We start from the raw sequence: 21,323 nt of genomic DNA, 5'->3' as shown, positions 1-21,323 counted from the left end.
CGCTCGACCTGCGGGAATTAATCCCTGCCCCCTTTCGGAGACAACCCCTCTAACTTACCAGCCGATCCGAGTGGACGCGCACGCCTCACCGAAGTGGTGGAGTCTGGAGGTGGCCCCCGAGCGGGGCCGGCGATCAAGCCGCCCCCTTGGGACTGCTGAACTCTATGTACGCCTACGGGAACCGTCAAATCGATGGTTCGCCCTGCGCACACGGGTAGGAACGGGTGCGTGCGAGATCAATCCGTGCCCCGGGCGCTCATCATCCTGCTGGGCATCGCCTCCGCAGTGGTCGTGCTCTTCGGCGTCCGCGAGGTCGCCTCCATCGCCGGCCCCGTCGTGCTCGCACTCGTGCTCGTCATCGCCGTCTCCCCCGTGCGCGGCTGGCTCAACACCAGGAAGGCCCCGGTCTGGCTGCAGGTCGCCGTCCCGTTCCTGATCGTCGTGCTGGTGCTGATCGGCATGGTCGGCATCCTGACCATCTCCGTCACCCAGCTCGTCTCCCTGCTGCCCACCTACACCGACCAGTTCGAGCGGCTCCTCGACGACTCCGAGCGGTGGGCCGCCGCCCACGGCATCAGCAACGACGTGCTCAACAAGGGGCTGCAAGCGTTCGACCCCGGGCGGGTGCTGGGCCTGGCGCAGAGTCTGCTCGGAAGTCTGATCGGAATTCTTTCCGCGCTCTTTCTCATCGTGGTGTTGTTGCTGGCGATGTCGCTCGACGCGCCGATGACGTCGCGCATTCTCACCACGGGGGAAGGCAGCCGGCCGCAATTGGTGACGGCACTCGCGACGTTCGGGCACAAGACCCGGCGTTATCTGATCGTCTCCACCGTGTTCGGGCTCATCAACGCGATTCTCGACATGATCGCCCTATCCCTGCTGGACGTTCCGCTGCCGCTGCTCTGGGGTGTGCTCGCGCTCATCGCCAACTACATCCCGAACATCGGCTTCGTCATCGGGCTGCTGCCACCGGCCATGCTCGCCCTGCTGGACGGCGGCGTGCAGACGATGCTGCTGGTGATCGCCGCTTATATCGTCATCAATGTCGTGACGCAGTCGTTCATTCTGCCGAAATTCCTCGGGGACGCGGTCGGGCTTTCCACGACGATGACGTTCATCTCGTTGATCGTGTGGACATTCGTGCTGGGGCCGCTGGGGGCCATTCTCGCCATTCCGCTGAGCCTGCTGACGCGGGCCTTGCTGATCGACAGCGATCCGAGTGCCAGATGGGTGCAGGCGCTGGTGTCGGGACGGCTTCCGCGCGCGGGTGATCTCGGGCAGCGGTGAGTCAGGTCAGAGGAGGCGGCTCAGTTGTACGCCGCTGAGTCGCTTGACGTCGTTGGACAGGTGGGCCTGGTCGGTGTAGCCGGCCGTGATCGCCACCTGTGCCAGGGGGATGCCCGTACGGGCCAGGCGCAGGGCGTGCTGGAAGCGGATGATGCGCTGGAGGGTCTTGGGGGCGTAGCCGAAGGCGAGGAGGCTGCGGCGGTGGAGTTGGCGTTCGCTGTAGCCGAGGTCCCACGCCACCTCGGCCACTGTGCGGCCCTCGCCCAGGGCGGTGGCGATGGCGGGGGCGGCCGGGTCCACGGATGGTGCGGCGGCGGTGGGCGACAGGCGTCTGGCCACGGCCGCTTGCAGGAGCTGGAGCCGGGCTTCGACCTGGGCTCGCAGGCTCGCGAACGCCAGCGCCTCAGGCAGGCGTGCCAGGGTGCTCGTCCCCCGCTCCGCGAACGCGACTGCCTCAGGCAGGCGTGCCAGGGTGCTCGTCCCCCGCTCCGCGAACGCGTCCGCCTCAGGCAAGCGCGCCGGGGTGCTCGCCTTCCGCTCCGCGAACGCGTCCGCCGCGTGGGCAGGCCGCCTCCGAGGCGAAGGTGCCGTGCGCCAGGTCTCCGCTGCCTTCGTCAGCTCCGTCAGCAGAACGGCCCCCACGGGCAGGTCGCTCAACGGGACGCGGCGGTCGCGCAGTTCCTGGAGCGGCAGGCCGAAGAAGTCGCCCACCGCGCCAGGTCTGAACCGCACCCCGGCCAGGGTCTCCCCGGCGGCGATGGTGGCCGGCATGGGCCCCGTGTCCGGGCCCGCGACGTACAGGCCCTCAGCGCCCCAGATGAGGTCGACGCACGCGTCGGGCACCACGAGCTGCGTGCCGGCGGCCTCGCTGATGCGATGCCACCCGCAGGCGACACGGCCGGCCAGGCCGGCGCTCGGGGGCCGTTCGACGTACATGCCCCCAACGTACGCGAGGCCTCCGACAGAAGCGCCGCGGCAGAGGCGCCGCGACGGACGGCGGCGCCTGACACGCGCAGCCCCGGACGGCGGCGTCGCCTGACACAGGCAGCCCCGGACGGCGGCGCCTGACACGGGCAGCCGCCGGCGGCGGGGGCTCAGCCGGGCAGTCGCCCGTAGGCGCGCAAGGTCTTGAGGCGGAGCAGCGTGACGTAGCCGCCCCACTCGTGCTCCACCAGCGGCGTCCACATCTGCCAGTTCCCGCCCCAACCACCCTCGGCCGACTGGGCGGCCAGCATCGCGTCGAGGCCGGCGTCCAGGACGTCCTGCTCGAACAGCGGCAGCCGCAGCGGCTCCGGCGCGAAGTCGAGGGGGAAGTGCGCGTGACCCGGGGTGTTCAGGTCGAAGGTGACGGTGGCGAGGATGGCGTCGCGCAGCCGGGCGAACTCGGACTCCGCGCGCCTCCTGTCGGGCACCTGGTCGAGGAACGTCACGGCGGCGCGGGCCGCGTACGGTTCGAGCTCCTTGGCCGCGTACAGCTTCGACCAGCAGAAGTCGGTGGCGGCGTCGAGCCAGGGGTGGGTGACGGCGTGCTTGTGCAGGAGGGCGACGATGGAGGCGGTCGGGATGAGGTCGCCCGGCGGGTTGTCGCCGCACTGCCACCAGGGGGCGCGCACGGTGTCGCGCACGGAGGGCAGCACGAACGGCACGCCACCGTCCCCCGTGGTGATGGAGGAGAGGTACTTGCAGGCGGCGGGCACCATCGGCGAGTCGAACGCGTCGAGCTCGTCGAGGATCCAGAACGCCACCTCGACCGGCTCCGGCTGGCTGCCGGGGCCGCGCAGGTCGGGTTCGAGGGCGTTGCCGAAGCCGCCGTCCTCGTTCTGGTAGCAGCTCAGCACGTCGAGCACGCGGGTGCGGGAGCCGCCCCTGAACAGGGCTTCGAAGCGGAATCTGTCGAGCAGCCTGCCGTGGTGGTGCAGGTACAGCTCCGCCCGGTCGATGACGTCCATGATGGCGGTCCTTCCGTTGTGGGAGTAGCCGGTATTGACCGCGAAGGTATCCCCTTGCCGACGTCGTTCTCTTGTAACAATCGGACACGGGAAGAACGGCGTCAGGGCGCGGACAGGGCCTCCGTGGGTGACATCCGGGCGGCGCGGACCGCGGGGTAGAAGCCGGCGGCTCCGCCGATGACGAGCGTGGCCACGACTCCGCCTGCCATGGCCCAGACCGGCACGATCGACGGCCATCCCTGGAGGCCCGCGTACGCGGCGGTGACGCCGATGCCGAGCAGCACCCCGCCGATGCCGCCGATGGCGGACAGCAGCAGCGACTCGGTGAGGAACTGGACGCGGATCTGCCCGCGGGTCGCCCCGAGCGAGCGGCGCAGCCCGATCTCGGCGCGGCGCTCCAGGACGGAGATGACCATCGTGTTGGCCACGCCCACGCCGCCGACCAGCAGCGCGACGCCACCGAGGCCGAGCAGGAGGGCGTTGAGGGTGGCGTCCGTGGCCTGTTTGGCGGCCAGCACGTCGGAGGGGCGGGAGACCTCGACCTCGTTGGGCTGTTCGGGGTTGGCGGTGGGGCCGAGCACGCCGCGCACCTCGACGACGTGCGCCTCCTGGGCCCTGGCGTAGATGGTGGTGGCGTAGCCGTCGAAGCCGAGCCGTTCCCGCGCGACCGGCCAGCCGATGAGGGCGGCCGTGTCGAGCTCCGGCGCCAGGGGTGCGGGGGCGAGCACGCCGACGACGGTGAACCACTGGCCGCCGAGCCAGACGCGCTGGTCGGGGCCTGCCTGGACGACGCCGAGCCGGTCGGCGGCGGTGGCGCCGAGCACGGTGGCCGGGTAGCGGTGGGTGGCCTCGTTCAGCCAGGCTCCGGCGGCGACGGTGGCTCCGACGTCGCCGATCAGGTCGAGCCGGGCGGCGGTGACGGAGAGGCTGCCGCTCTCGGCCTCGGGGACGTGGTCGTTGCGGTAGACCTTGGCCCCGGTGGTGCCGATCGCGGTGACGGCCGTGACGGGGGCGATCTGCCCGACCATGCCTTCAGCCTCTGCGGGCAGGTGGGAGGCCTCGCCGAACAGGGTCTTGCCGGGTGACACGGTGAGCAGGTTCGTGCCGAGGGCGGCGAGCCGGCGGTTGAGGTCCTCCTGGCTGGAGGCGGAGATGCCGACGACGCCGAGCATGGCGGCGATGCCGATGGCGATGCCGAGCGCCGACAGGAACACGCGCAGCGGCCGGGCGCGCAGGCCCGCGCCGCCGACCCTGACGACGTCGCGGGGGCGCAGGCGGGCGGGGACGAGAGCGGGGGCGGGGGCGGTCACGTGACCACCATCCCGTCGAGCATCTCCACCTGGCGGGGCAGCGAGGCCGCGATGTCGCGGTCGTGGGTGATGACGACCACGGTGGCGCCTGCCGCGTTCAGCTCGCGCAGCAGCTCCATCACGCCGGTTCCCGAGCGGGAGTCGAGGTTGCCGGTCGGCTCGTCGGCGAGCAGCAGGCGGGGGCCGCCGACGACGGCGCGGGCGATGGCGACGCGCTGCCGCTCGCCGCCGGACAGCTCGTGCGGCCGGTGGCCGGCGCGGTGCCCGAGCCCGACGCGTTCCAGCGCCTCGTACGCGCGCGACCGCCGCTCGCGCGGCGACGGGCCCGCGTACAGCAGCCCGTCGGCCACGTTGTCCAGCGCGGGCACCCCGGCGGCCAGGTGGAACTGCTGGAAGACGAAGCCGATGACGTTCGCGCGCAGGGCGGACAGCTGCCTGTCGGTGAGCGAGAGCACGTCGTGCCCGGCGATGCGGACGGTGCCGCCGGACGGCCGGTCGAGGGTGCCGATCATGTTGAGCATCGTCGACTTGCCGGACCCGGACGGCCCGACGATGCCGAGCAGCTCGCCGTGCTCGATGCCCAGCCGGACGCCGCGCAGCGCGGCGACGCCGCCGTAGTGCTTGGTGACGTCGCGCAGCTCGGCGATCATTTGGGCACCGCCACGGTTGCGCCTTCCGGCACGCCCTCGACCTCGACCTTGCCGTCGGCGAACATGCCCACCTCGACCGCGGTGTAGCGGGTGGCCGTGCCCTGCACGACCTGTACGCCGTAGCCGCCCTCCGCCAGGGCGAGCAGCGCGCCGACGGGGACGGCCAGGACGTTCTCGCGGCGCTCCGAGACGATGGTGACGTCCACGGGGGCGGCGTCGTACGACTTCTTCAGCCCGCTCACCGACACCTTCACCTCGACGGTGGTGGCGGTGTCGTTTCCGCTGGTCGTCTCGGTGGCGACGGTGCCCACGGCCGTGACCTTCCCTTTCACGGTGGCGCCGTCGGGCAGCTCGACGGTGGCGGGCATGCCCTTGGCGACGAGGTGCTCGTCGGCGACGTCGAGGGCGACGCCGACCTCGCGGGTGGTGCCGGTGGCGTCGAGGACGGGGCCGCTCGCGGTGTCGCCGAGTGCCTTGCGCAGCTCGGCGACGCGGATGCGGCCGTCGGCCACGACGACGTCGCCTGGCTGGACGGCGCCGGTGACGTCGAGGCCGAGGTCGTCCTGCCAGTCCTCGACCGCCTCCGCGGTGGCCCAGGTGAACGTGTCGTCCACGTCGAAGCCGTCGTAGCCGAGTTTGTCCAGGTTGCGTTCGAGCAGTTCGACGTCCTTGCCTTCGACGCCGTCGCGCAGCTCGCGGTACAGGGGCATGGTGCCGTACAGGAGGGGGCGGCGGTCGGCGTCCACGCTGTAGACGGCGTGGCCCCTGGTGACGGTGGAGCCTTCCGCGGGCAGCCAGGTGATGGTGCCCTGTGACTTGGCGGCGACGGTGACGGTGTCGCCGTAGCCGAGGGTGCCGTCCACAGTCTTGGTCGCGGTGAGGGTCGTGCGGGTCACCTGGGCGGTGGCCGGCGGGGTGCGTCCGGCGACGGCGGTGCCGGCGCTGTCGCCGCCGAAGCCCACGGCGGCGGCCCCGACGGCGGCGGCGAGCAGCGCGGCGGCGCCCGTCCAGGCCAGGGCCCGCAGCGGGTTGCGCCCTCCCGGTGGCAGGGCTCGCCCGGCCTCGGTCACTTGGTGGCTCCCATCGAGGGGAAGCTGCCGCGGCACGCCTCGAACGCCTTCTGGAAGGCCGGGTCGTCGCGCTTGATGGAGCCCGCGCCGCCGCCGAAGGTGCCGTCGGGGCCGGGGTCGGGCATGTCCACGCCGTTCTCCCGCATGCACCGGGCGAGCGCGCGGAGCTGCTCGACGTCCTCGGGCGTGGCGGCCCGGCGGTCCTTGAACGGGGCCAGCTCGCGGCAGGCCTCGATGGCCTTCTTCGTCTTGCCGTCGGCCTTCCCGGCGATCACCGCGAGGCCGCCGCTGCCGTCGGGCGCGGGGTCCTCCATGGGCACGCCGTGCTCGCGCATGCACTGGGCGAACTTCCTGCCCTGTTCCTGGGGGTCGGCGGTGGCGGTGGGGCTTGCAGCGGAGGTGGGTGCGGCGCTGGAGGCGGTCACTGAGGCGACGCCGGTTCCGCTCTGCGAGGTGCCGCAGCCCGCCACCAGGGTGGCGAGGAGGGCTGCGGCGAGGAGTGTCCTTGTCATGGCTCCGAAGGTGCCGAGCGCTGTTCAGAGCGGGCTCGGAGTCACCTCGGAGCCAGGTAGGAGTACCCGGAAGGTGGCGCCCCTGCCGGGCGCGGTGTCCAGCTCGACCCGGCCGCCGTGGGCGCGCACGATGGCGGCGACGATGGCCAGGCCGAGCCCGGCGCCGCCGTCGGCCCTGGATCTGCCCTGGCTGACGCGGTAGAGGCGGTCGAACAGGTGCGGCACGTGCTCGGGCGGCACGCCGGGGCCGGTGTCGGAGATCTCCAGCACGCCCAGGCGCCCCTGACCGCCGACCCTGACGGTGACGGACGCCTCGGGCGGGGTGTGGCTGAGCGCGTTGCCGACGAGGTTGGCGGCGACCTGGCGCAGGCGGGCCTCGTCGCCCACGACGGAGACGGGGGTGAGCCTGCCGTCCAGCCCGGCCAGCCTGACCTGCCGGTCCGGCACGCGTACGCGGGCGTCGCGGATGGTGTCGGCGGCGACTTCGAGCAGGTCCACGGGATGGCGGTCGAGGGGACGTTCCTCGTCGAGCTGGGCGAGCGTGAGCAGGTCGTTGACCAGCACGCCCATCCTGGCCGCCTCGTCCTCGATCCTGCGCATGGCCTCGTTCGCGTCGCCGCCGCCCCTGCGGTGCAGCTCGGCGAAGCCGCGTACGGAGGTGAGCGGGGTGCGCAGCTCGTGGGAGGCGTCGGCGAGGAAGCGGCGCATGCGGGCCTCGGAGTCGGTTCTGGCGGCGATCTCGGACTGGAGGCGGTCGAGCATCACGTTCATGGCGGTGGCCAGGCGGCCCGGCTCGGTGTGCGGGTCGGCGGCGCGGACCCGGCGGGCGAGGTCGCCGCGGGCGATGTGCCCGGCCGTGGCCTCCATCCTGGTCAGGGGGCGCAGGCCGAGGCGTACGACGGCGTTGGCGCCCAGCCCGAGCAGGAGCAGCACGACGGCGCTGACGGCGGCGGCGATGGCGATGGCGGCGGTCTGGGTCTGCTCCAGCTCGGTGAGCGGCTGGGCGAACACCATCGTGCCGCCGTCGGCGAGCCGCATGGCGCGGACCCGCCAGGAGGGCCCGCTGGTGCCCGGCACGGTGTAGCTGACGCCGATCTCGATGTGGTCGATGACCGGACGGGGCTCGGAGCCGCTCTGCGACTGGAGGGAGCCGTCGGGGCGGTAGACCATGATCTCCGGCAGCGCGGCCAGGCGTTTGGCGAGCACGTCGTTCCAGTCGCCGGCGGCGGGCCGCTGGGTCAGCACCTGGATGGCCTTGACGCTGGAGAGCTTGGTGAGCTGCTGGAGCTGGCCGTCCACGCGCTCCATCAGGCTGCCGCGCAGCAGCGCGATGCCGGCGACGTTCGACAGCACGAGGGCCAGGGCGGCGAGGCCGAGCACGGCCATGACGAGCCGGGCGCGCAGGCTCCAGGCTCTCATCGGGGGGTCCTCAGGGTGTAGCCGACGCCGCGCACGGTGTGGATGAGCTGCGGCTCGAACGTGTCGATCTTCTTGCGTAAGTAGTAGACGTAGGACTCGACGATGCTGGAGTCGCCGTCGAAGTCGTAGCGCCAGACGCTGTCGAGGATCTGCGCCTTGCTCACCACCCGGCCGGCGTTGGTGAGCAGGTATTCGAGGAGGTTGAACTCGGTGGGCGACAGGTCGACCGGGACGCCCGCCCTGCGCACCTCGTGGGCGTGCGGGTCCAGCTCCAGGTCGGCGTAGCGCAGCACGTCGGGCTCGGGGGCGGCGCGGCTGCGGCGCAGGATGGCGCGGATGCGCAGCACGACCTCCTCCAGGCTGAACGGCTTGGCCACGTAGTCGTCGGCGCCCAGGGTGAGCCCCTGCACGCGGTCCTCGACGCCGTCGCGGGCGGTCAGGAACAGCACGGGGACGCTGTCGCCGAGCCGCCTGGCGACCTCGAACCCGTCGAAGTCCGCCAGCATCACGTCCAGCACCACGATGTCGGGCCTGAACTCCCTGGCGGCCGTCACCGCCTGCGCGCCCGTCTCGGCCGTCCTGACCTCGAACGAGACCAGGCGCAGCGTCTGGGAGAGCAGGGCGCGGATGTTCGGCTCGTCGTCCACGACGAGCACCCTGGCCGGTCGGTTCATGCTCCAAGGTCTACCCGAGTCACTTCAAAGCCGGCTCAAAGCGTTTATTGAGTTGCCCGGCCGCGAGGCCGCCGCCTACCGTGGCGGGCATGTCATGCATGTTCACCTGCCAGGTTTTCATTCGCATCCGCCGCGGCCGGGCTCTGGCCCGCTAGCGGACGCGGTGACTTCGCACACCTGAGCTGAGCGTCCGCAGGCGCGCCCAGGGCCCTTCGAGACCCATTCATCTCGAGGACCCGGAAGGGCAGTGCTGTGGCGCAGAATTTCGCGCACGGAAACTATTCACACACTCAGAAGAAGGCCAGGAAAGGCGGCGGTGGCGGTCGCACGCCCACGGATCGGGCGCGGCGCGAGCTGTCGCAGAACTTCCTGGCCGACAGGCATGCCGTCGAGCTGATGATCAAGGCGGCCGCACCTGAGGGGCTCGTGCTGGAGCCCGGGCCCGGCGAGGGGGCGCTCACGCTGGCGCTGGCCGAGGCGGGCGCGCGGGTGATCGGCTACGAGCTCGATCCGCGGCTGGCCGGCCGGCTGGCCTCGCGCACGCGCGGCGACGCACGCATCGAGGTCGTCAGGGGCGACTTCACGGCCGCGCGGGCGCCGCGCGAGCCGTTCGCGGTCGTGGGGAACATCCCCTACTCCGTCACGTCGAGGATCGTGGACTGGTGCCTGCGGGCGCCCGCCCTGACCTCGGCGACGCTGCTCACCCAGCGGGAGTACGCCCGCAAGCGCACCGGCGACTACGGCCGGTGGAGCCTGGTCACGGTCGAGTCGTGGCCGTGGTTCGACTGGCGGCTGGGCGACACGGTCGGCAGGGAGAGCTTCCGCCCTGTGCCGTCGGTGGACTCGGCGATCCTGCGCCTGGAGCGCAGGCCCGAGCCGCTGGTGCACGGCCGCCGCTCCTACCAGGAGCTGGTGGAGCTGGGCTTCGGCGGGGTGGGCGGCTCGGTGCGCGCCTCGCTGAAGACCCGCTACGACGGCGTGGACGCCGCGCTGGCGGCGGCCGGGGTGGCCCGCGACGCCGTCGTGGGCCACGTCCATCCCGGCCAGTGGGTCACGCTGTGGGGGCGCCTATGCCGGTGACCTGACGGGGAGCGGAGCTTCTCCATGCCGGGGCCGCCGCGATGTGGCGGCCCCACGGCATGGCCAGCGCGAGGATCGGCAGCAGCACGATCGAGGCCCGCGACCAGTACGTGTGCTGCAACCACCAGCCGTTGACGTCGAACTGCGTCATCACCAGGTAGCCGTAGCCCGCCCACAGCGAGCAGCCGATGATGGCCGGCCAGGCGAAGCGGGTGGGGCGGGCGATCAGGAACGGCATGAACCACAGCAGGTACTGGGCGCCCAGCCGGGGCGTCACGACCATGAACACGAGCAGGATGGCCGTGGTCATGTCGATCGGGTCGGCCCGCCGCCACCAGAGGATGACGAGGATGACGCAGACGTAGATCAGGTTGGTGCCGAACGAGGCCATCGCCGGCTCCAGGGACCAGCTGCCCTCGGTGAGCCACGGGGTCCAGCCCCACTCGCCCACGATGGGCCGGATGTCGCGGATGGTGTCGATGACCGCAGGAAGCTGGTTGATCGACGTGCCCGCGAAGATCGGCAGCGTCACGAAGAAGAAGATCGGCACCGCGCCGGTGGTGAACAGGGCGGCGATCCTGGAGCGCAGGTTCGGCAGGAGCAGCAGGAAGCCGGGGATCAGCCAGATCGGCCAGCTCTTCGCGCACAGCGCCAGGCCCATCAGCACACCGGCCAGCAGACCGCGCTTGAGCTGGGCGCGGTCGTCGGGGCCTGGCAGCAGCGCCCGGTGCAGCATGCCGCCGCGGCCGATGACCCGCGGGACGGAGGCCCGCACGCCGTACGCGGCCACCCCCGCGCGGACCTTGCCGACCACGTCGGTGACCATGCCTGGCCGGTCGGGGTCGCCGGGCCCCCTGGCCACCACGAACGCGGCCACGCCGAACACCAGCGCGACGGGCTCCACCTGGCCATGGACCGAGGCGATGAGCACGGCGAGCGGGTTGAGCGCGTACTGCAGGGCGCGCAGCGACGCCTTCGGGCCGCCGGCCAGCTTGGCGACCAGCGGGATGAGCACGATGTCGGCGACCACGGTGACCAGGCGCCCGGCGTACTCCCACGGGATGCCCAGCCACAGCAGGATGCCGTACACGTACGGGATGGTCGGCAGGAAGTGCCAGCCGCCCTCGCTGGCCAGCACCGGGTCCTCACCCCGCAGCACGGCCTCGCCCGCGGGCTTGAAGCTCTCGACGAAGTCGACGGGCTGCCAGCTGTCGATGGCGGAGGTGTACATGATGAGCACGCGTACGGCGACGCCCACGACGATGGCGACGGCCAGAGATGGCCGCCAATCACGCCATTGGGCGACGAGGGCGAGCACGACACCGGCGACGAGGACGATCCCCGTGAGAACTGCGTAATCCATGGCGGCCTCTAGCCTGCCGTAACCGGGGGGCTACTGCCACCTGCGCTTCCAATTCTTATCCCCGACATGCCGACACGTATCCCGATACGACATCACCGTCTGTGTTGAACTTTTTCCATGGGGGGATCGCAGGTCAACCAGGCACTGGTCAGGCTCTACTTCGAGGTGAGAGATGGGTTGCGCGACCCGGTCGCGGCCTGGGCGAAACTCACAGGGAACTCACAGCTCTACCAGCGAGCCCGAGGAGAGAGGCGGGTTCCGCTGGACGACGCGACGGCGGCGGAGCTGACGGCGGCGGCGATGGCGTACACGGCCGCCTGTCACGGAGCCGAGCAGGTGGCGGCGCTGGCCACCTCGCCGCTGGCGCGGGTGGTCGGCGGGCTCGGCGGGGCGGTGCTGACCGAGCATCCGTGCGCGCCCGAACAGGTGCTGGGGCCGCGCTTCTGCGGCCCGGGGGCCGACGACTGGGCGCGGGCGGCGCACGTGCTGCTGTGGGGGGAGAACAACCGGCTCGTACGGAGCGCGGACACGCCGTGGGTGATCGCCGGGCGGTACAAGGGGCAGAAGGTGGTCGCGATCGGCACCCACCCGACGCGGCTGTCCGACGAGACGCTCGTGGTCCGGCCGGGCACGGACGGGGCGCTGGCCATGGCCATGGGGCACGTGCTGCTCAAGGAGTTCTTCCTGGACCGCACGCCGTTCGCCGAGCACGCCATGGCGCGCACGGACCTGCCCCTGCTGGTGCGGCTGCGCGAGCGGGAGTCCGGGTACGTGCCCGGCGGGCTGACCGGCGGCGCGTACGGGCGGCTCAGCCTGTACGGCGGCGAGACCGTGGAGGTGCTGCTGCCGCGCTTCGACGACGGGCCGGGGGTGCTGCGGCGCGGCGTGCCCGTGCTGCGGGACGGCGGCGAGCTGGTGACGACGGTGTTCGACCTGGTGCTGGCCGGCTACGGGGTGGCGCGGCCCGGGCTGCCGGGCGTCTGGCCGGACGGGTACGAGGACCGGGCGCAGCCGTACACGCCCGCCTGGCAGGAGGCGTACACCGGGGTGGCCGCGTCGCGGGCGCTGAAGACGGCGCGGGAGCTGGGGGTGACGGCGGAGAAGACCGGCGGGCGGTGCGTGATCGTGCCGGGGCGGCTGGAGACGCCGCACGCCGACACCGCCTACCGGGCGATGCTCGCGCTGCTGGTGCTGACCGGGTGCGGCGGCGGGTGGGCGCAGGCCGGGCAGGAGGGCATCCCGCTGGTGCCGTACCTGTGCCTGCACGCGTGCGGCGAGGACCGCTCCGACGTGGGCGCGCTGAGCTGGGCGCTGGCGGAGGGCCTGTTCGCGCGCCGGTCGGCGCGGTCGGTGCTGCTGGAGGCGGTGGCCGACGGCTGGCCGATGGCGCCGCCGCCGCGCGTGCTGGCCCTGCCGAGGCCGATCTACCCGCTGCCGCCCGGCGTGGACCTGCTGATCGGGCCGGACGAGCACTGCGACCTGTCGCCGCCCGACCCCGAGCTGGTCGCCGAGACGCTGGCCAAGCTGGCCGGCGGCATGACGCTGGCCGAGCCGGGCGGCGCGGCCGAGGCCGGGCGGATGCGGATGCTGGTGGATCACGCCTGGATGCACGAGTACGGCGAGGCGCTGCCCACCTACCGCCCGCCCGGCCTGGGCCTGCCGGTCAAGCCGACGCAGCTGGTCAGGTGAGCCCGTTCAGGTACGCCCGATGGCTGCGGGAGAACTCGTGCCCGTTGTACCGGTCCCAGTTGATCGACCAGGTCATCAGGCCGCGCAGGCCCGGGTAGACCCCGCGCGGCCGGTACGTCCCGCAGTTGCTCCCCTTGGCCAGGCAGTCGAACGCCTTCTGCACCTCCGCGACGCTGGTGAACCCGTTGCCCGCGTTGACCGAGGCGGGCAGCCCGATGGCCACCTGGTCCTGGCGCAGCGGCGGGAACACGTTGGCCGGGTTGCCCATGATCGGGAAGCCGGCCAGCAGCATGTCCGTCATGGCCACGTGGAAGTCGTGCCCGCCCATCGTGTGGTACTGGTCGTCCAGGCCCTTGATCGGGCCCGAGTTGTAGTCCTGCACGTGGAGCAGGGTCAGGGCGTCGCGCATGGCGTGGATGACGGGCAGGTAGGAGGCGCTCCTGTTGTCGGCCGCGCCGTTCGGGCCGGGGCCGTAGAACTGGTAGCCGAGCTGGACGAAGAACGTTTCCGGGGCCATGGTCAGGGTGAACTTCGCGCCGTAGCGGCTCTTGAGCGTCTTCAGCGCGGAGATGAGGTTGACGACGACCGGGGTGGTGGGGGCGGCGAGGTTGGTGTCGCCGGGGTTGAGGTAGAGGGAGTGGCCCTCGAAGTCGATGTCGAGGCCGTCGAGCCCGTACCTGTCGATGATCGCGGAGACCGAGGCGACGAACGTGTCGCGGGCCGCCGTGGTGGTGAGCTGGACCTGGCCGTTCTGGCCGCCGATCGAGATGAGCACCTTCTTGCCCTGGGCCTGCTTGGCCTTGATGGCGGCGATGAAGTCGGCCTCCGGCTCGACGTTCGGGCATTCGGCGGCCGGGCACTGGCGGAACCTGATGTCGCCCGAGGTGACGGAGGTGGGCTCGCCGAAGGCGAGATTGATGACGTCCCACTCGGCCGGTACATCGCTCATACGGATATATCCGGACCCGTTGGCGAATGAGGCGTGCAGGTAGCCGACCAGGACCCGCTTCGGGAGGTCACCTCCGCCACCGCCGCCGCTGGTCGTGGTGCCGGTGACCGGGGCGGAGTAGGCCGAGCAGTTGCCCGCCGCGTCGCACGCCCTGACGCGGAAGGAGTAGGACGTCTGCGCGGTGAGGCCGGTGGCGGTGTGGCTGGTTCCGGAGACGGCCGTCGGTGTCACGCTATTTCGGGACACTTCGTAGCGGGCCACCCCGATGTTGTCGGTCGAGGCCGCCCAGGTCACGTTGAGGCTGGAGGCGGTCGCGCCGCCTACGGCCACGTTGCCCGGCACGGTGGGCGCCTGCGTGTCCGGGGTGCCGCCGGGCCCGTCGAGCACCACGTCGTCGGCGTAGTACGCGCCCTGGCCGTACCAGCCGTTGACGTGGATCGTCACCGACGTGGTGGAGGCGCCCGTGGTGAAGGACGTCCTGAGCTGGCTCCACTGGCCGCCGGGAGAGCCCCACGTGCTGGCGTTGACGCCTGTGCCGGTGGCGCCCAGGAACACGTAGTTGCCCTGCACCCAGGCCGAGAGCTGGTAGGTGGTGCTCGGCTGGACGGTCACGGACTGCTGGCAGCGGGCCAGGTCGTTGCCCTGCGGGGTGGCCTGGAGCGCGCGGGCGCCCCCGTGGACCGGGGACGACACAGCCTGGGCCGCCGCGCAGGACCAGCCGGTCAGGCCGTCCTCAAAGCCCGGATTTATCGCGATATTTGCTGCGAAGGCGGGAGTGGCGTGGAGGGCGAGGAGGGCGGCGGCGAGCAGGACCGCCGGTGCTCGGAGTTTCATGGGTCTCCTCACTGCGGCCCGCCCCCGGGGTACGGGGGGCGGGCCGATCAGCGGGCTAGAAGCCGGCGGTGATGCGGGTGAACTCCCAGTCGGACTGCGCGATGCCGCTGCAGTTCGAGACCACGCCGCCACCCGGGCAGGGGCGGTCACGGTTGACGGCCCAGTAGGCGAGCCTGGTCAGGCCCTTGGACCTGGCCCAGTCGCGGATCTGGGTCCAGGTCGCGACCGAGGTCATCTCCTGCTGGTCGGACAGGCCGTTCATGCCGGAGATGCCCATGTGCGCGTAGGCCTGGGCGTCGGCCCAGCCGAACGCGCTTTTGAGCGCGTTCTTCAGGCCCTCGGAGGCGTTGACGGTGTCCTGGTAGATGTTGGAGCTGCCGAAGTCGAACGGCATGATCGTGTAGTTGTCGATCGGCACGCCGAGCGCCCTCGACTGGTTGATCAGGCGGATGCCGTGGCTGTTCGGGCCGGTCCGCGTGGTGCCGAAGGTGACGACGACCTTGACGTTCGGGTTGTTCGCCTTGACGATCTTGAGCGCGTTCAGGATGCGGTCCTGGACGGTGTAGTTCTCGAACTCGTCGGTGTTCTCGATGTCGAAGTCCACGACGGCCGGGCCGACGGCGTTGATGACCTGCTGCACCGCGTTCGCGAACGCCTGCGGGGTGGAGCAGTTGGGGCCGAGCTTGTTGCCCTGCCAGCCGCCGAAGGAGATCTGGACGCTGCCGCCCTTCGACTTGATCGTGTTGATCGCCTGCTGGTCGGCGCCGCCGGTCAGCGCCCGGTTGCCGTCCCAGGCGGGGGTGCAGCCGCCGCTGGACAGGATGAAGGCCATCGTGAACGACTTCACGCCGGTCGCGTCCATGACCGTGCCGGGGTTGGGCGGGTTGCCCCAGCCCATGTAGAGGTAGGGCGCGCCGGCCATCTTCGTCGGGTTCTCGCCGCCACCGCCGCCGGCCGAGGTGGTCGCGCTGACCGAGTTGCTGACGCCGGACAGGTTGCCCGCCGCGTCGCGGGCCCGGACGGTGTAGGTGTAGCTGGTGCTCGCGGCGCGGCCGGTGTCGGTGAAGGAGGTGCCAGTCACCGTCGTGACGAGGGTGCCGCCCCGGTAGACGTTGTAGCCGGTGACGCCCACGTTGTCGGTGGAGGCGTTCCAGGCCAGGGAGACGCTGCTGGAGGTGACGCCGGTCGAGCGGAGGTTGCCGGGCACCGACGGGGCCGTGGTGTCGTTGCCGCCGCCACCGCCCGATCCCTGCTTCCAGAGGGCGGGCACGTTCGGCGGCTCCCAGCCGGGCTGGGAGGTGTGCGCCTGGATGCAGGTGTAGTCGACGCCGTTGTAGGTGACGACCGCGCCGATGGCGTAGGAGGTCCACGGCGCCCAGGCGGCGGCGAGTTGCTGCACCGCTCCGTACGCCGCGGGCGCGGCGGAGGTCAGCCCGGCGCCGGTCAGCGCGAGGACGAGGCCGGCCACCAGTGCGGTGAGTTTGCTACGAAATTTCATGGCATTCCCTGGAGGTGGGGCTTGACGGTCTTGGAGAACGACCAGTTGTTGCTCGCGTCCCAGTTGATGGACCAGGTCATCGCGCCCCTGATGTCCGGGTAGGCGCGCGGTGGCACGAAGCTCCCGCAACTGGTGCGCTTGGCCAGGCAGTCGAGCGCCTGGTTGACGAGGGCGGGCGCGACGACGCCGCCGCCCGCGGCTCCCGGCCCTGCGGGCAGGCCCAGCGCCACCTGGTCGGGGCGCAGCCCGTTCTCCAGTTGGATGCAGGCCAGGGCGGTCATGAAGTTGACCGAGCCCTGCCCGTACGCCTGGGCCTGGTCGCAGCCGAGCATGGAGCCGGAGTTGTAGAACTGGGTGTGCACGACCGTGAGGATGTCCTTGATGGACAGGGCGAGCTTGAAGTACTCCATCCCGGTCGACTGCATGTCGATGGTCTGCGGGGCCATCGTGATGATCAGCCCGGAGCCGGCCTTGGCGCGCAGCGACCGCAGCGCCTGCGCCATGTAGGTGGCGTTGAGGCCGTTCTCCAGGTCGATGTCCACGCCGTCGAAGCCGTAGCTCTGCATGAGCGCGTACACCGAGTCGGCGAACCGCGTCGCCGCCGCGGCGCCGGCGACCTGCACCCGGCCGGCCTCGCCGCCGACCGACAGGATCACCTTCTTGCCGCGCTGGTGCAGGGCCTGCACGTCGGCCTTGAACTGGGCGTCGGTGTAGCCGCCGACCGCGGTGGCCAGCCCTGGATCGACGGCGAAGACGACCTCTCCGGCGGTGGCCGTGGCCTCGCCGAAGGCGATCGCGACGAGGTCGTACTCGTTCGGCACGGCCGCCAGCTTCAGCTCGGTGGCGGCGTTGACGAAGTTGTGCCAGTAGCCGGTGAGGAAGTGCCTGGGCAGCGTGCCGCCGCCCGTGCAGCCGGTGGTGGTGGCGGTGACGTCCTGGCCGGGCGACTCGCCCTGCGCGTTGTACGCCCTGACCGTGTACGTGTGGGTCTCGCAGGCGGCCAGGCCGCTGATCGTCGCCGTGGTGGCCGTGGTCGTGGTCCTCAGCGCAGCGCCCTCGTAGACGCGGTAGCCGGTGACCGTGCCACTGGCGGCGCCCCAGCTCAGGCTGATCGCGCTGCCTGTCGCGGTGGCGCTGACGGCTCCCGGCGTGCCGGGCACCCCAGGGTTCGTGCTGCCGCCGCCGCACGAGGCGCCGTTCAGCGTGCAGCCGGTGATGCCGGGGAAGTTGCCGGGGCTGCCGTTGAAGCCGAAGCTCGCGCTGGCCCCTGGCGCCAGCGGGGAGGCCCAGCTCGGGTTGGTGAAGGTGTAGTGCTGGCCGGTCTTGGTCATCACCGCGTCCCAGGCGGAGGGGATGGTGAAGCCGGCGGGCAGGTCGAACTGGACGTTCCAGCTCGGCAGTGCGGTGGTGGTGCCGTTGGTGACGGTCACCTTGCCTTCGAAGCCGGAGCCCCAGTCGGCCACCTTGACGAAGGTGGCGGTGGCGGCCGCGGCGTGGGCGGGCAGGGCTTGCAGGCCGAGGGCGAGGGTGGCGAGTGTGAGGAGAATCGCGCGTAGTCTCACGGGTTCTTCCTTCAGGGGAGGTGCGTGCCGTACGGCTTGCGCCGGGGGGTGAGAGCGCAAGCCGTACGGCACGGCCCGCGGAGGTGATGGCACGGGCCTTCGGGGGGATGTCGGCGCGAGTAACCTTGCAGCGGTTGTTAGGTTTTGTCCGATTGATGATTACTTTTAGGAAAGTTTCCTAAGAGTTGTCGCGATCGTAGCTTTGACACCGGATCCTTACAAGACCCAAACACGACTCCGCCGCACGGGGGCCGGAATCCCGTGCGGCGGAGTGGGGGTGGAAGGTTACGGTTGCTGGGTGATCCTCACGTCGTCCACACCGGCTTCGACCAGGGACGCTCCCGAGGCGTCGGCGGCGTCGACGAGGATGCGGACGGTCTGACCGGCGAACGCGTTCAGGCTCGCCGAGGCGGTGGCCCAGGCGCCGTTGCGGTTGGTGGCCGCGCCCGCCTGGTTGAACACCGTCGAGGTGGTGTTGCCGACCACGCGTACGCGCAGGTAGTCGGCGGTGGAGGCGTTCGAGCCGTGCGCCAGGTACCACGAGAACGACAGGTTCAGCGCGCCCGTGGCGGGCAGCGTGATCGGCGGCGACTGGATCGAGGTGATCCCGCCATCGATGTCGTTCGCGCCCGCCGAGGCGCCCGCCAGGCGGCCGGTGACCAGGTCGTTCGTGCCGCTGACCGTGGTGCCGAGCTGCTTGGCGCCGCTGGACGTGGTCGCCTCGGGGTCACCGCGCTCCCACTGGCCCAGGGTCGCCGTGTCCGTGGCGCCCGGGTTCGCGGTCCAGCCCGTGGCCGACTCGAACGTGTCCTGGTAGACGGTGATCGGCGGGTTGCCGGTGCCGCAGTACTGGGCCTCCTTGCCGATGATGCGGTAGACGCAGTCGGAGTACTCCAGGAAGCGCAGCACCGCCTCCCTGTTACGGGTGGTCTGGGGCACGATTTGCTCGTCCGGCGGGTAGAAGCCCGGGTTCGAGCCGGTCGGGTACATCTCGAAGGTGAAGCTGAAGATCTTGTAGACGCCCCACATCCAGTCGTCGATGGTGCCGTCGGTGATGTAGAGGTCGCTGGCCTGCTCGGGCGTGTACCCGTTGGTGGAGGCCATGTTCTGGCCGAGGGTGGCGTGCGCGTCCCTGTCGTCCTGGGTCAGGCCGGGGGCGGTGTCGTTGAAGGTGTAGCCGTATGGCCACAGGATGAGCTCGCTGTAGGTGTGCCAGTCGATGTGCGACTTGATCTGCTGGACGCCGCCGACCACGCGGCTGCGCACCCAGTTGGCCGCCGCCCTGACCTCGGGCGCCGACTCCGCGCTCGCGCCCCGGTACGTCTCGCTCGACGTCGTGCCGGACGAACCGCCGCAGCAGCCCCAGTTGTAGGCCCAGTTGCGGTTCATGTCGGTGCCGACGGCCGACGAGCCCGAGTTGGGCTGGCGGTTCTTGCGCCAGGAGCGGTAGGTGCCGGTGGCGATGTCGTACTCGCCGCCGTCCGGGTTCATGTCCGGCATGATCCAGATCTCCCTGGTGTTCACCAGGTTGGTGATCCGCGCGTCGCTGCCGTAGTTGTCGGTGAGCAGGTGCATGATGTACAGCGCCATCTCGACCGTGAGGTGCTCGCGGGCGTGCTGGTGGGCGGTGAACAGGACCTCGACCTCGTTCTCGTCCGTGCCCACGTTGTCGCTGATCTTGATGAGGCGGAGATTCCTCCCTTCGTGGGAGGTGCCGTAGTTGGCCTGGCTGATGAGGCCCGGATGGGCCGCGACCAGGGCGTTGATCTCCGCGTTCATCTCCGCGTAGTTGTGGTACTGCGAGTCCGCCGGCGGGAAGTCAAAGGCGTCGGCGGACGGGGGTGTCGGGCGCGGCACCTCCGCCACCCGGTAGCCGAGCCGCCTGATGGCGGAGACCTCGGCCTCCGTGGCCGTGACCAGGACCGAGTCCGTGGCCACCTCCTCGATGGCGGCGCCCGTGGACGCCACCGCACTGCGTTGCTGGGCGTTCGCCGGGCCGGACACGCGGTACTGCTTGTTCGCCGGCGGCTCGGCGGTGGCACCCGCGCCCGTCATGCCGGTCAGGCTGATCAGGCTGAGGGCTGCCAGCAGGATGACTAAACGGCGTTTCACCTCGTCCTCCTCAGGCGCTCGGGATGGGGTTGCTGACTCGCGCCTGAACTGAGAGTGATGACGTTGACAGACCTAGGAAAGGCCCAAATTTACGGACATCGGGATCAGGGTTTCCTGTAGGGGCTTCCTGGCCAGATCGGGCACCTCGCCGCCGTCGGCCGCGTACCCGACGGGGAACAGGATGTAGGGCCGCTCGCTGGGCGGGCGGCGGCAGATCTCGCTGAGGAAGGCCATCGGGTTCGGCGTGTGCGTGAGCGTGGACAGACCCATGACGTGCAGCGCCGTGATGAACAGGCCGCAGGCGATGCCGACGCTCTCGTTGACGTAGTAGTGCCTGACCTTCTCGCCCTCGGGGGTCAGGCCGTACTTCTCGGCGAAGCAGACCACCAGCCAGGGCGCCACCTCCAGGTACCCCTTGTCCGAGCTGGTCTCCATCGGCTCCAGGGCCGCACGCCACTCGGGCGGCAGCCGCCCGCCCTCGTAGTTCTGCCGCTCCTCGATCTCGGCCGCCTCGCGCACGCGCCGCTTCGTCTCCGCGTCGCCGATCGCCACGAACTTCCACGGCTGCTGATGCGCGCCCGAAGGCGCGGTGCCGGCGGCCCGCACAGCCAGCTCGACGCACCGGTACGGGACCGGCTCCGCGCTGAACTGCCGCACGCTGCGCCGCCGGTCCACCAGCCGGTGGAACTCCTCGCCGCGCCTGACCATCTCCTCGGGCGCGTAGCGCTCCGGCTCATAGGGAACGAAGGGGTGCTGGTGCTCCATAAGATCCGAAGTCTCGGCCCGGTTGCCGCATCTGACAACAGCGCCCCTCGCATGCTGCCGATCCGGCAGTGAAACCCCGCTTTGGGAGACGAATATGCCAGCACGCCGCCACGGTCTCGACGATCTGGACCGCGACCTGCTCCGCCTGGTCGCCGAACGCCCGCGCAGCGGCCTGCTGGAGATCGCCCGCCTGCTGGGGGTGGCGCGCGGCACCGTGCAGGCCCGGCTGGACCGCATGGTCGCCGACGGCGTGATCACCGGTTTCGGCCCCGAACTCTCCCCCGCCGCGCTCGGCCACCCGGTGCAGGCGTTCACCACGCTGGAGGTCGAGCAGGCGGCCCGCGAGCACATCTCGGCGACCCTGGAGGCGATCCCCGAACTGCTCGAGGCCTACATCGTGACCGGTCCCGGCGACGTGCTGTGCCGGATCGCGGGCCGCGACCACGAGCACCTCCAGCAGGTCATCGACCGGATGCTGGCCGTGCCAGGGGTGCGGCGCAGCACCACCGTCATCACGCTGTCCACGGTGGTGCCGCACCGTGTGATGCCGCTGACAGGTCCCTGACAGGCCGATGCCAGGGCGGCCCGGCACCGTTCCTG

Annotated in this window: 18 protein-coding genes; 4 read left to right on the top strand and 14 right to left on the bottom strand. The window is 71.2% G+C overall.

Annotation, left to right across the window (positions count from 1 at the left end):
* Positions 1-285 precede the first annotated feature (285 nt).
* Positions 286-1,287: an AI-2E family transporter gene (locus FXF51_RS15930; protein ID WP_262379560.1), complete on the top strand. Its 1,002-nt coding sequence runs from the start codon at positions 286-288 to the stop codon at positions 1,285-1,287.
* Positions 1,288-1,293: 6 nt separating this feature from the next.
* On the opposite strand, the gene FXF51_RS61875 is transcribed toward FXF51_RS15930, so the two are convergent.
* The 8 genes from FXF51_RS61875 to FXF51_RS15890 form a co-directional block, all read right to left on the bottom strand.
* Complete coding sequence (locus tag FXF51_RS61875; RefSeq protein WP_222871295.1) at positions 1,294-2,223, bottom strand: helix-turn-helix transcriptional regulator; 930 nt, start codon at positions 2,221-2,223, stop codon at positions 1,294-1,296.
* A 158-nt stretch (positions 2,224-2,381) separates the two neighbouring features.
* The gene (locus FXF51_RS15920; RefSeq protein ID WP_148435203.1) at positions 2,382-3,236 is read right to left on the bottom strand and encodes a hypothetical protein; all 855 of its coding nucleotides are present in this window, start codon (positions 3,234-3,236) and stop codon (positions 2,382-2,384) included.
* A 101-nt stretch (positions 3,237-3,337) separates the two neighbouring features.
* Positions 3,338-4,546 (bottom strand): ABC transporter permease, encoded by a 1,209-nt coding sequence (locus tag FXF51_RS15915; protein WP_148435202.1) that lies wholly within the window; start codon positions 4,544-4,546, stop codon positions 3,338-3,340.
* Complete coding sequence (locus FXF51_RS15910; RefSeq protein WP_148435201.1) at positions 4,543-5,196, bottom strand: ABC transporter ATP-binding protein; 654 nt, start codon at positions 5,194-5,196, stop codon at positions 4,543-4,545. Before FXF51_RS15910 ends, FXF51_RS15915 begins: the two co-directional genes overlap by 4 nt.
* Positions 5,193-6,266 carry a peptidoglycan-binding protein gene (locus FXF51_RS15905; protein ID WP_262379558.1) on the bottom strand — a complete coding sequence of 358 codons (1,074 nt, stop codon included), beginning with the start codon at positions 6,264-6,266 and terminating at the stop codon, positions 5,193-5,195. The genes FXF51_RS15910 and FXF51_RS15905 overlap by 4 nt, the downstream gene beginning before the upstream one ends.
* The gene (locus tag FXF51_RS15900) at positions 6,263-6,778 is read right to left on the bottom strand and encodes a hypothetical protein (RefSeq protein WP_148435200.1); all 516 of its coding nucleotides are present in this window, start codon (positions 6,776-6,778) and stop codon (positions 6,263-6,265) included. The genes FXF51_RS15905 and FXF51_RS15900 overlap by 4 nt, the downstream gene beginning before the upstream one ends.
* A 24-nt stretch (positions 6,779-6,802) precedes the next feature.
* Positions 6,803-8,197 carry a sensor histidine kinase gene (locus tag FXF51_RS15895; RefSeq protein WP_222871294.1) on the bottom strand — a complete coding sequence of 465 codons (1,395 nt, stop codon included), beginning with the start codon at positions 8,195-8,197 and terminating at the stop codon, positions 6,803-6,805.
* The gene (locus FXF51_RS15890; RefSeq protein ID WP_148435199.1) at positions 8,194-8,871 is read right to left on the bottom strand and encodes a response regulator transcription factor; all 678 of its coding nucleotides are present in this window, start codon (positions 8,869-8,871) and stop codon (positions 8,194-8,196) included. Before FXF51_RS15890 ends, FXF51_RS15895 begins: the two co-directional genes overlap by 4 nt.
* Before the next feature lie 354 nt (positions 8,872-9,225).
* On the opposite strand from FXF51_RS15890, the gene erm reads away from it, so the two are divergent.
* Positions 9,226-9,951 carry an ErmE/ErmH/ErmO/ErmR family 23S rRNA (adenine(2058)-N(6))-methyltransferase gene (gene erm / locus FXF51_RS15885; protein WP_411268363.1) on the top strand — a complete coding sequence of 242 codons (726 nt, stop codon included), beginning with the start codon at positions 9,226-9,228 and terminating at the stop codon, positions 9,949-9,951.
* Here the strand turns inward: erm and FXF51_RS15880 are convergent.
* Positions 9,923-11,314, bottom strand: a complete 1,392-nt coding sequence (locus tag FXF51_RS15880; RefSeq protein WP_148435197.1) for a hypothetical protein — start codon at positions 11,312-11,314, stop codon at positions 9,923-9,925. The genes erm and FXF51_RS15880 overlap by 29 nt on opposite strands.
* A gap of 117 nt (positions 11,315-11,431) precedes the next feature.
* On the opposite strand from FXF51_RS15880, the gene FXF51_RS15875 reads away from it, so the two are divergent.
* Positions 11,432-13,003, top strand: coding sequence for a molybdopterin-dependent oxidoreductase (locus FXF51_RS15875; RefSeq protein WP_148435196.1), 1,572 nt, complete (start codon positions 11,432-11,434; stop codon positions 13,001-13,003).
* On the opposite strand, the gene FXF51_RS15870 is transcribed toward FXF51_RS15875, so the two are convergent.
* The 5 genes from FXF51_RS15870 to FXF51_RS15850 form a co-directional block, all read right to left on the bottom strand.
* The gene (locus tag FXF51_RS15870) at positions 12,996-14,786 is read right to left on the bottom strand and encodes a chitinase (protein WP_148435195.1); all 1,791 of its coding nucleotides are present in this window, start codon (positions 14,784-14,786) and stop codon (positions 12,996-12,998) included. The two genes, FXF51_RS15875 and FXF51_RS15870, sit on opposite strands and share 8 nt — an antisense overlap.
* A 55-nt stretch (positions 14,787-14,841) precedes the next feature.
* Positions 14,842-16,284 (bottom strand): carbohydrate-binding protein, encoded by a 1,443-nt coding sequence (locus FXF51_RS15865; protein ID WP_148435194.1) that lies wholly within the window; start codon positions 16,282-16,284, stop codon positions 14,842-14,844.
* Positions 16,281-17,846, bottom strand: coding sequence for a chitinase (locus tag FXF51_RS15860; protein WP_148435193.1), 1,566 nt, complete (start codon positions 17,844-17,846; stop codon positions 16,281-16,283). Before FXF51_RS15860 ends, FXF51_RS15865 begins: the two co-directional genes overlap by 4 nt.
* A gap of 285 nt (positions 17,847-18,131) precedes the next feature.
* A complete protein-coding gene (locus FXF51_RS15855; RefSeq protein WP_222871293.1) occupies positions 18,132-19,958 on the bottom strand; it encodes a M14 family zinc carboxypeptidase in 1,827 nt (608 codons plus the stop codon).
* A 72-nt stretch (positions 19,959-20,030) separates the two neighbouring features.
* Positions 20,031-20,723, bottom strand: coding sequence for a nitroreductase family protein (locus FXF51_RS15850; RefSeq protein WP_148435192.1), 693 nt, complete (start codon positions 20,721-20,723; stop codon positions 20,031-20,033).
* Between the two features lie 94 nt (positions 20,724-20,817).
* Between FXF51_RS15850 and FXF51_RS15845 the strand changes: the two genes are divergently transcribed.
* Positions 20,818-21,288: an Lrp/AsnC family transcriptional regulator gene (locus FXF51_RS15845; protein ID WP_148435191.1), complete on the top strand. Its 471-nt coding sequence runs from the start codon at positions 20,818-20,820 to the stop codon at positions 21,286-21,288.
* Positions 21,289-21,323: the final 35 nt, after the last annotated feature.

It is taken from the genome of Nonomuraea sp. PA05 (assembly GCF_008086045.1).
Taxonomy (GTDB): domain Bacteria; phylum Actinomycetota; class Actinomycetes; order Streptosporangiales; family Streptosporangiaceae; genus Nonomuraea; species Nonomuraea monospora.
The sequence above is the reverse complement of the archived record's forward strand: the minus strand, read 5'-3'. Positions and strand labels throughout refer to the sequence as shown.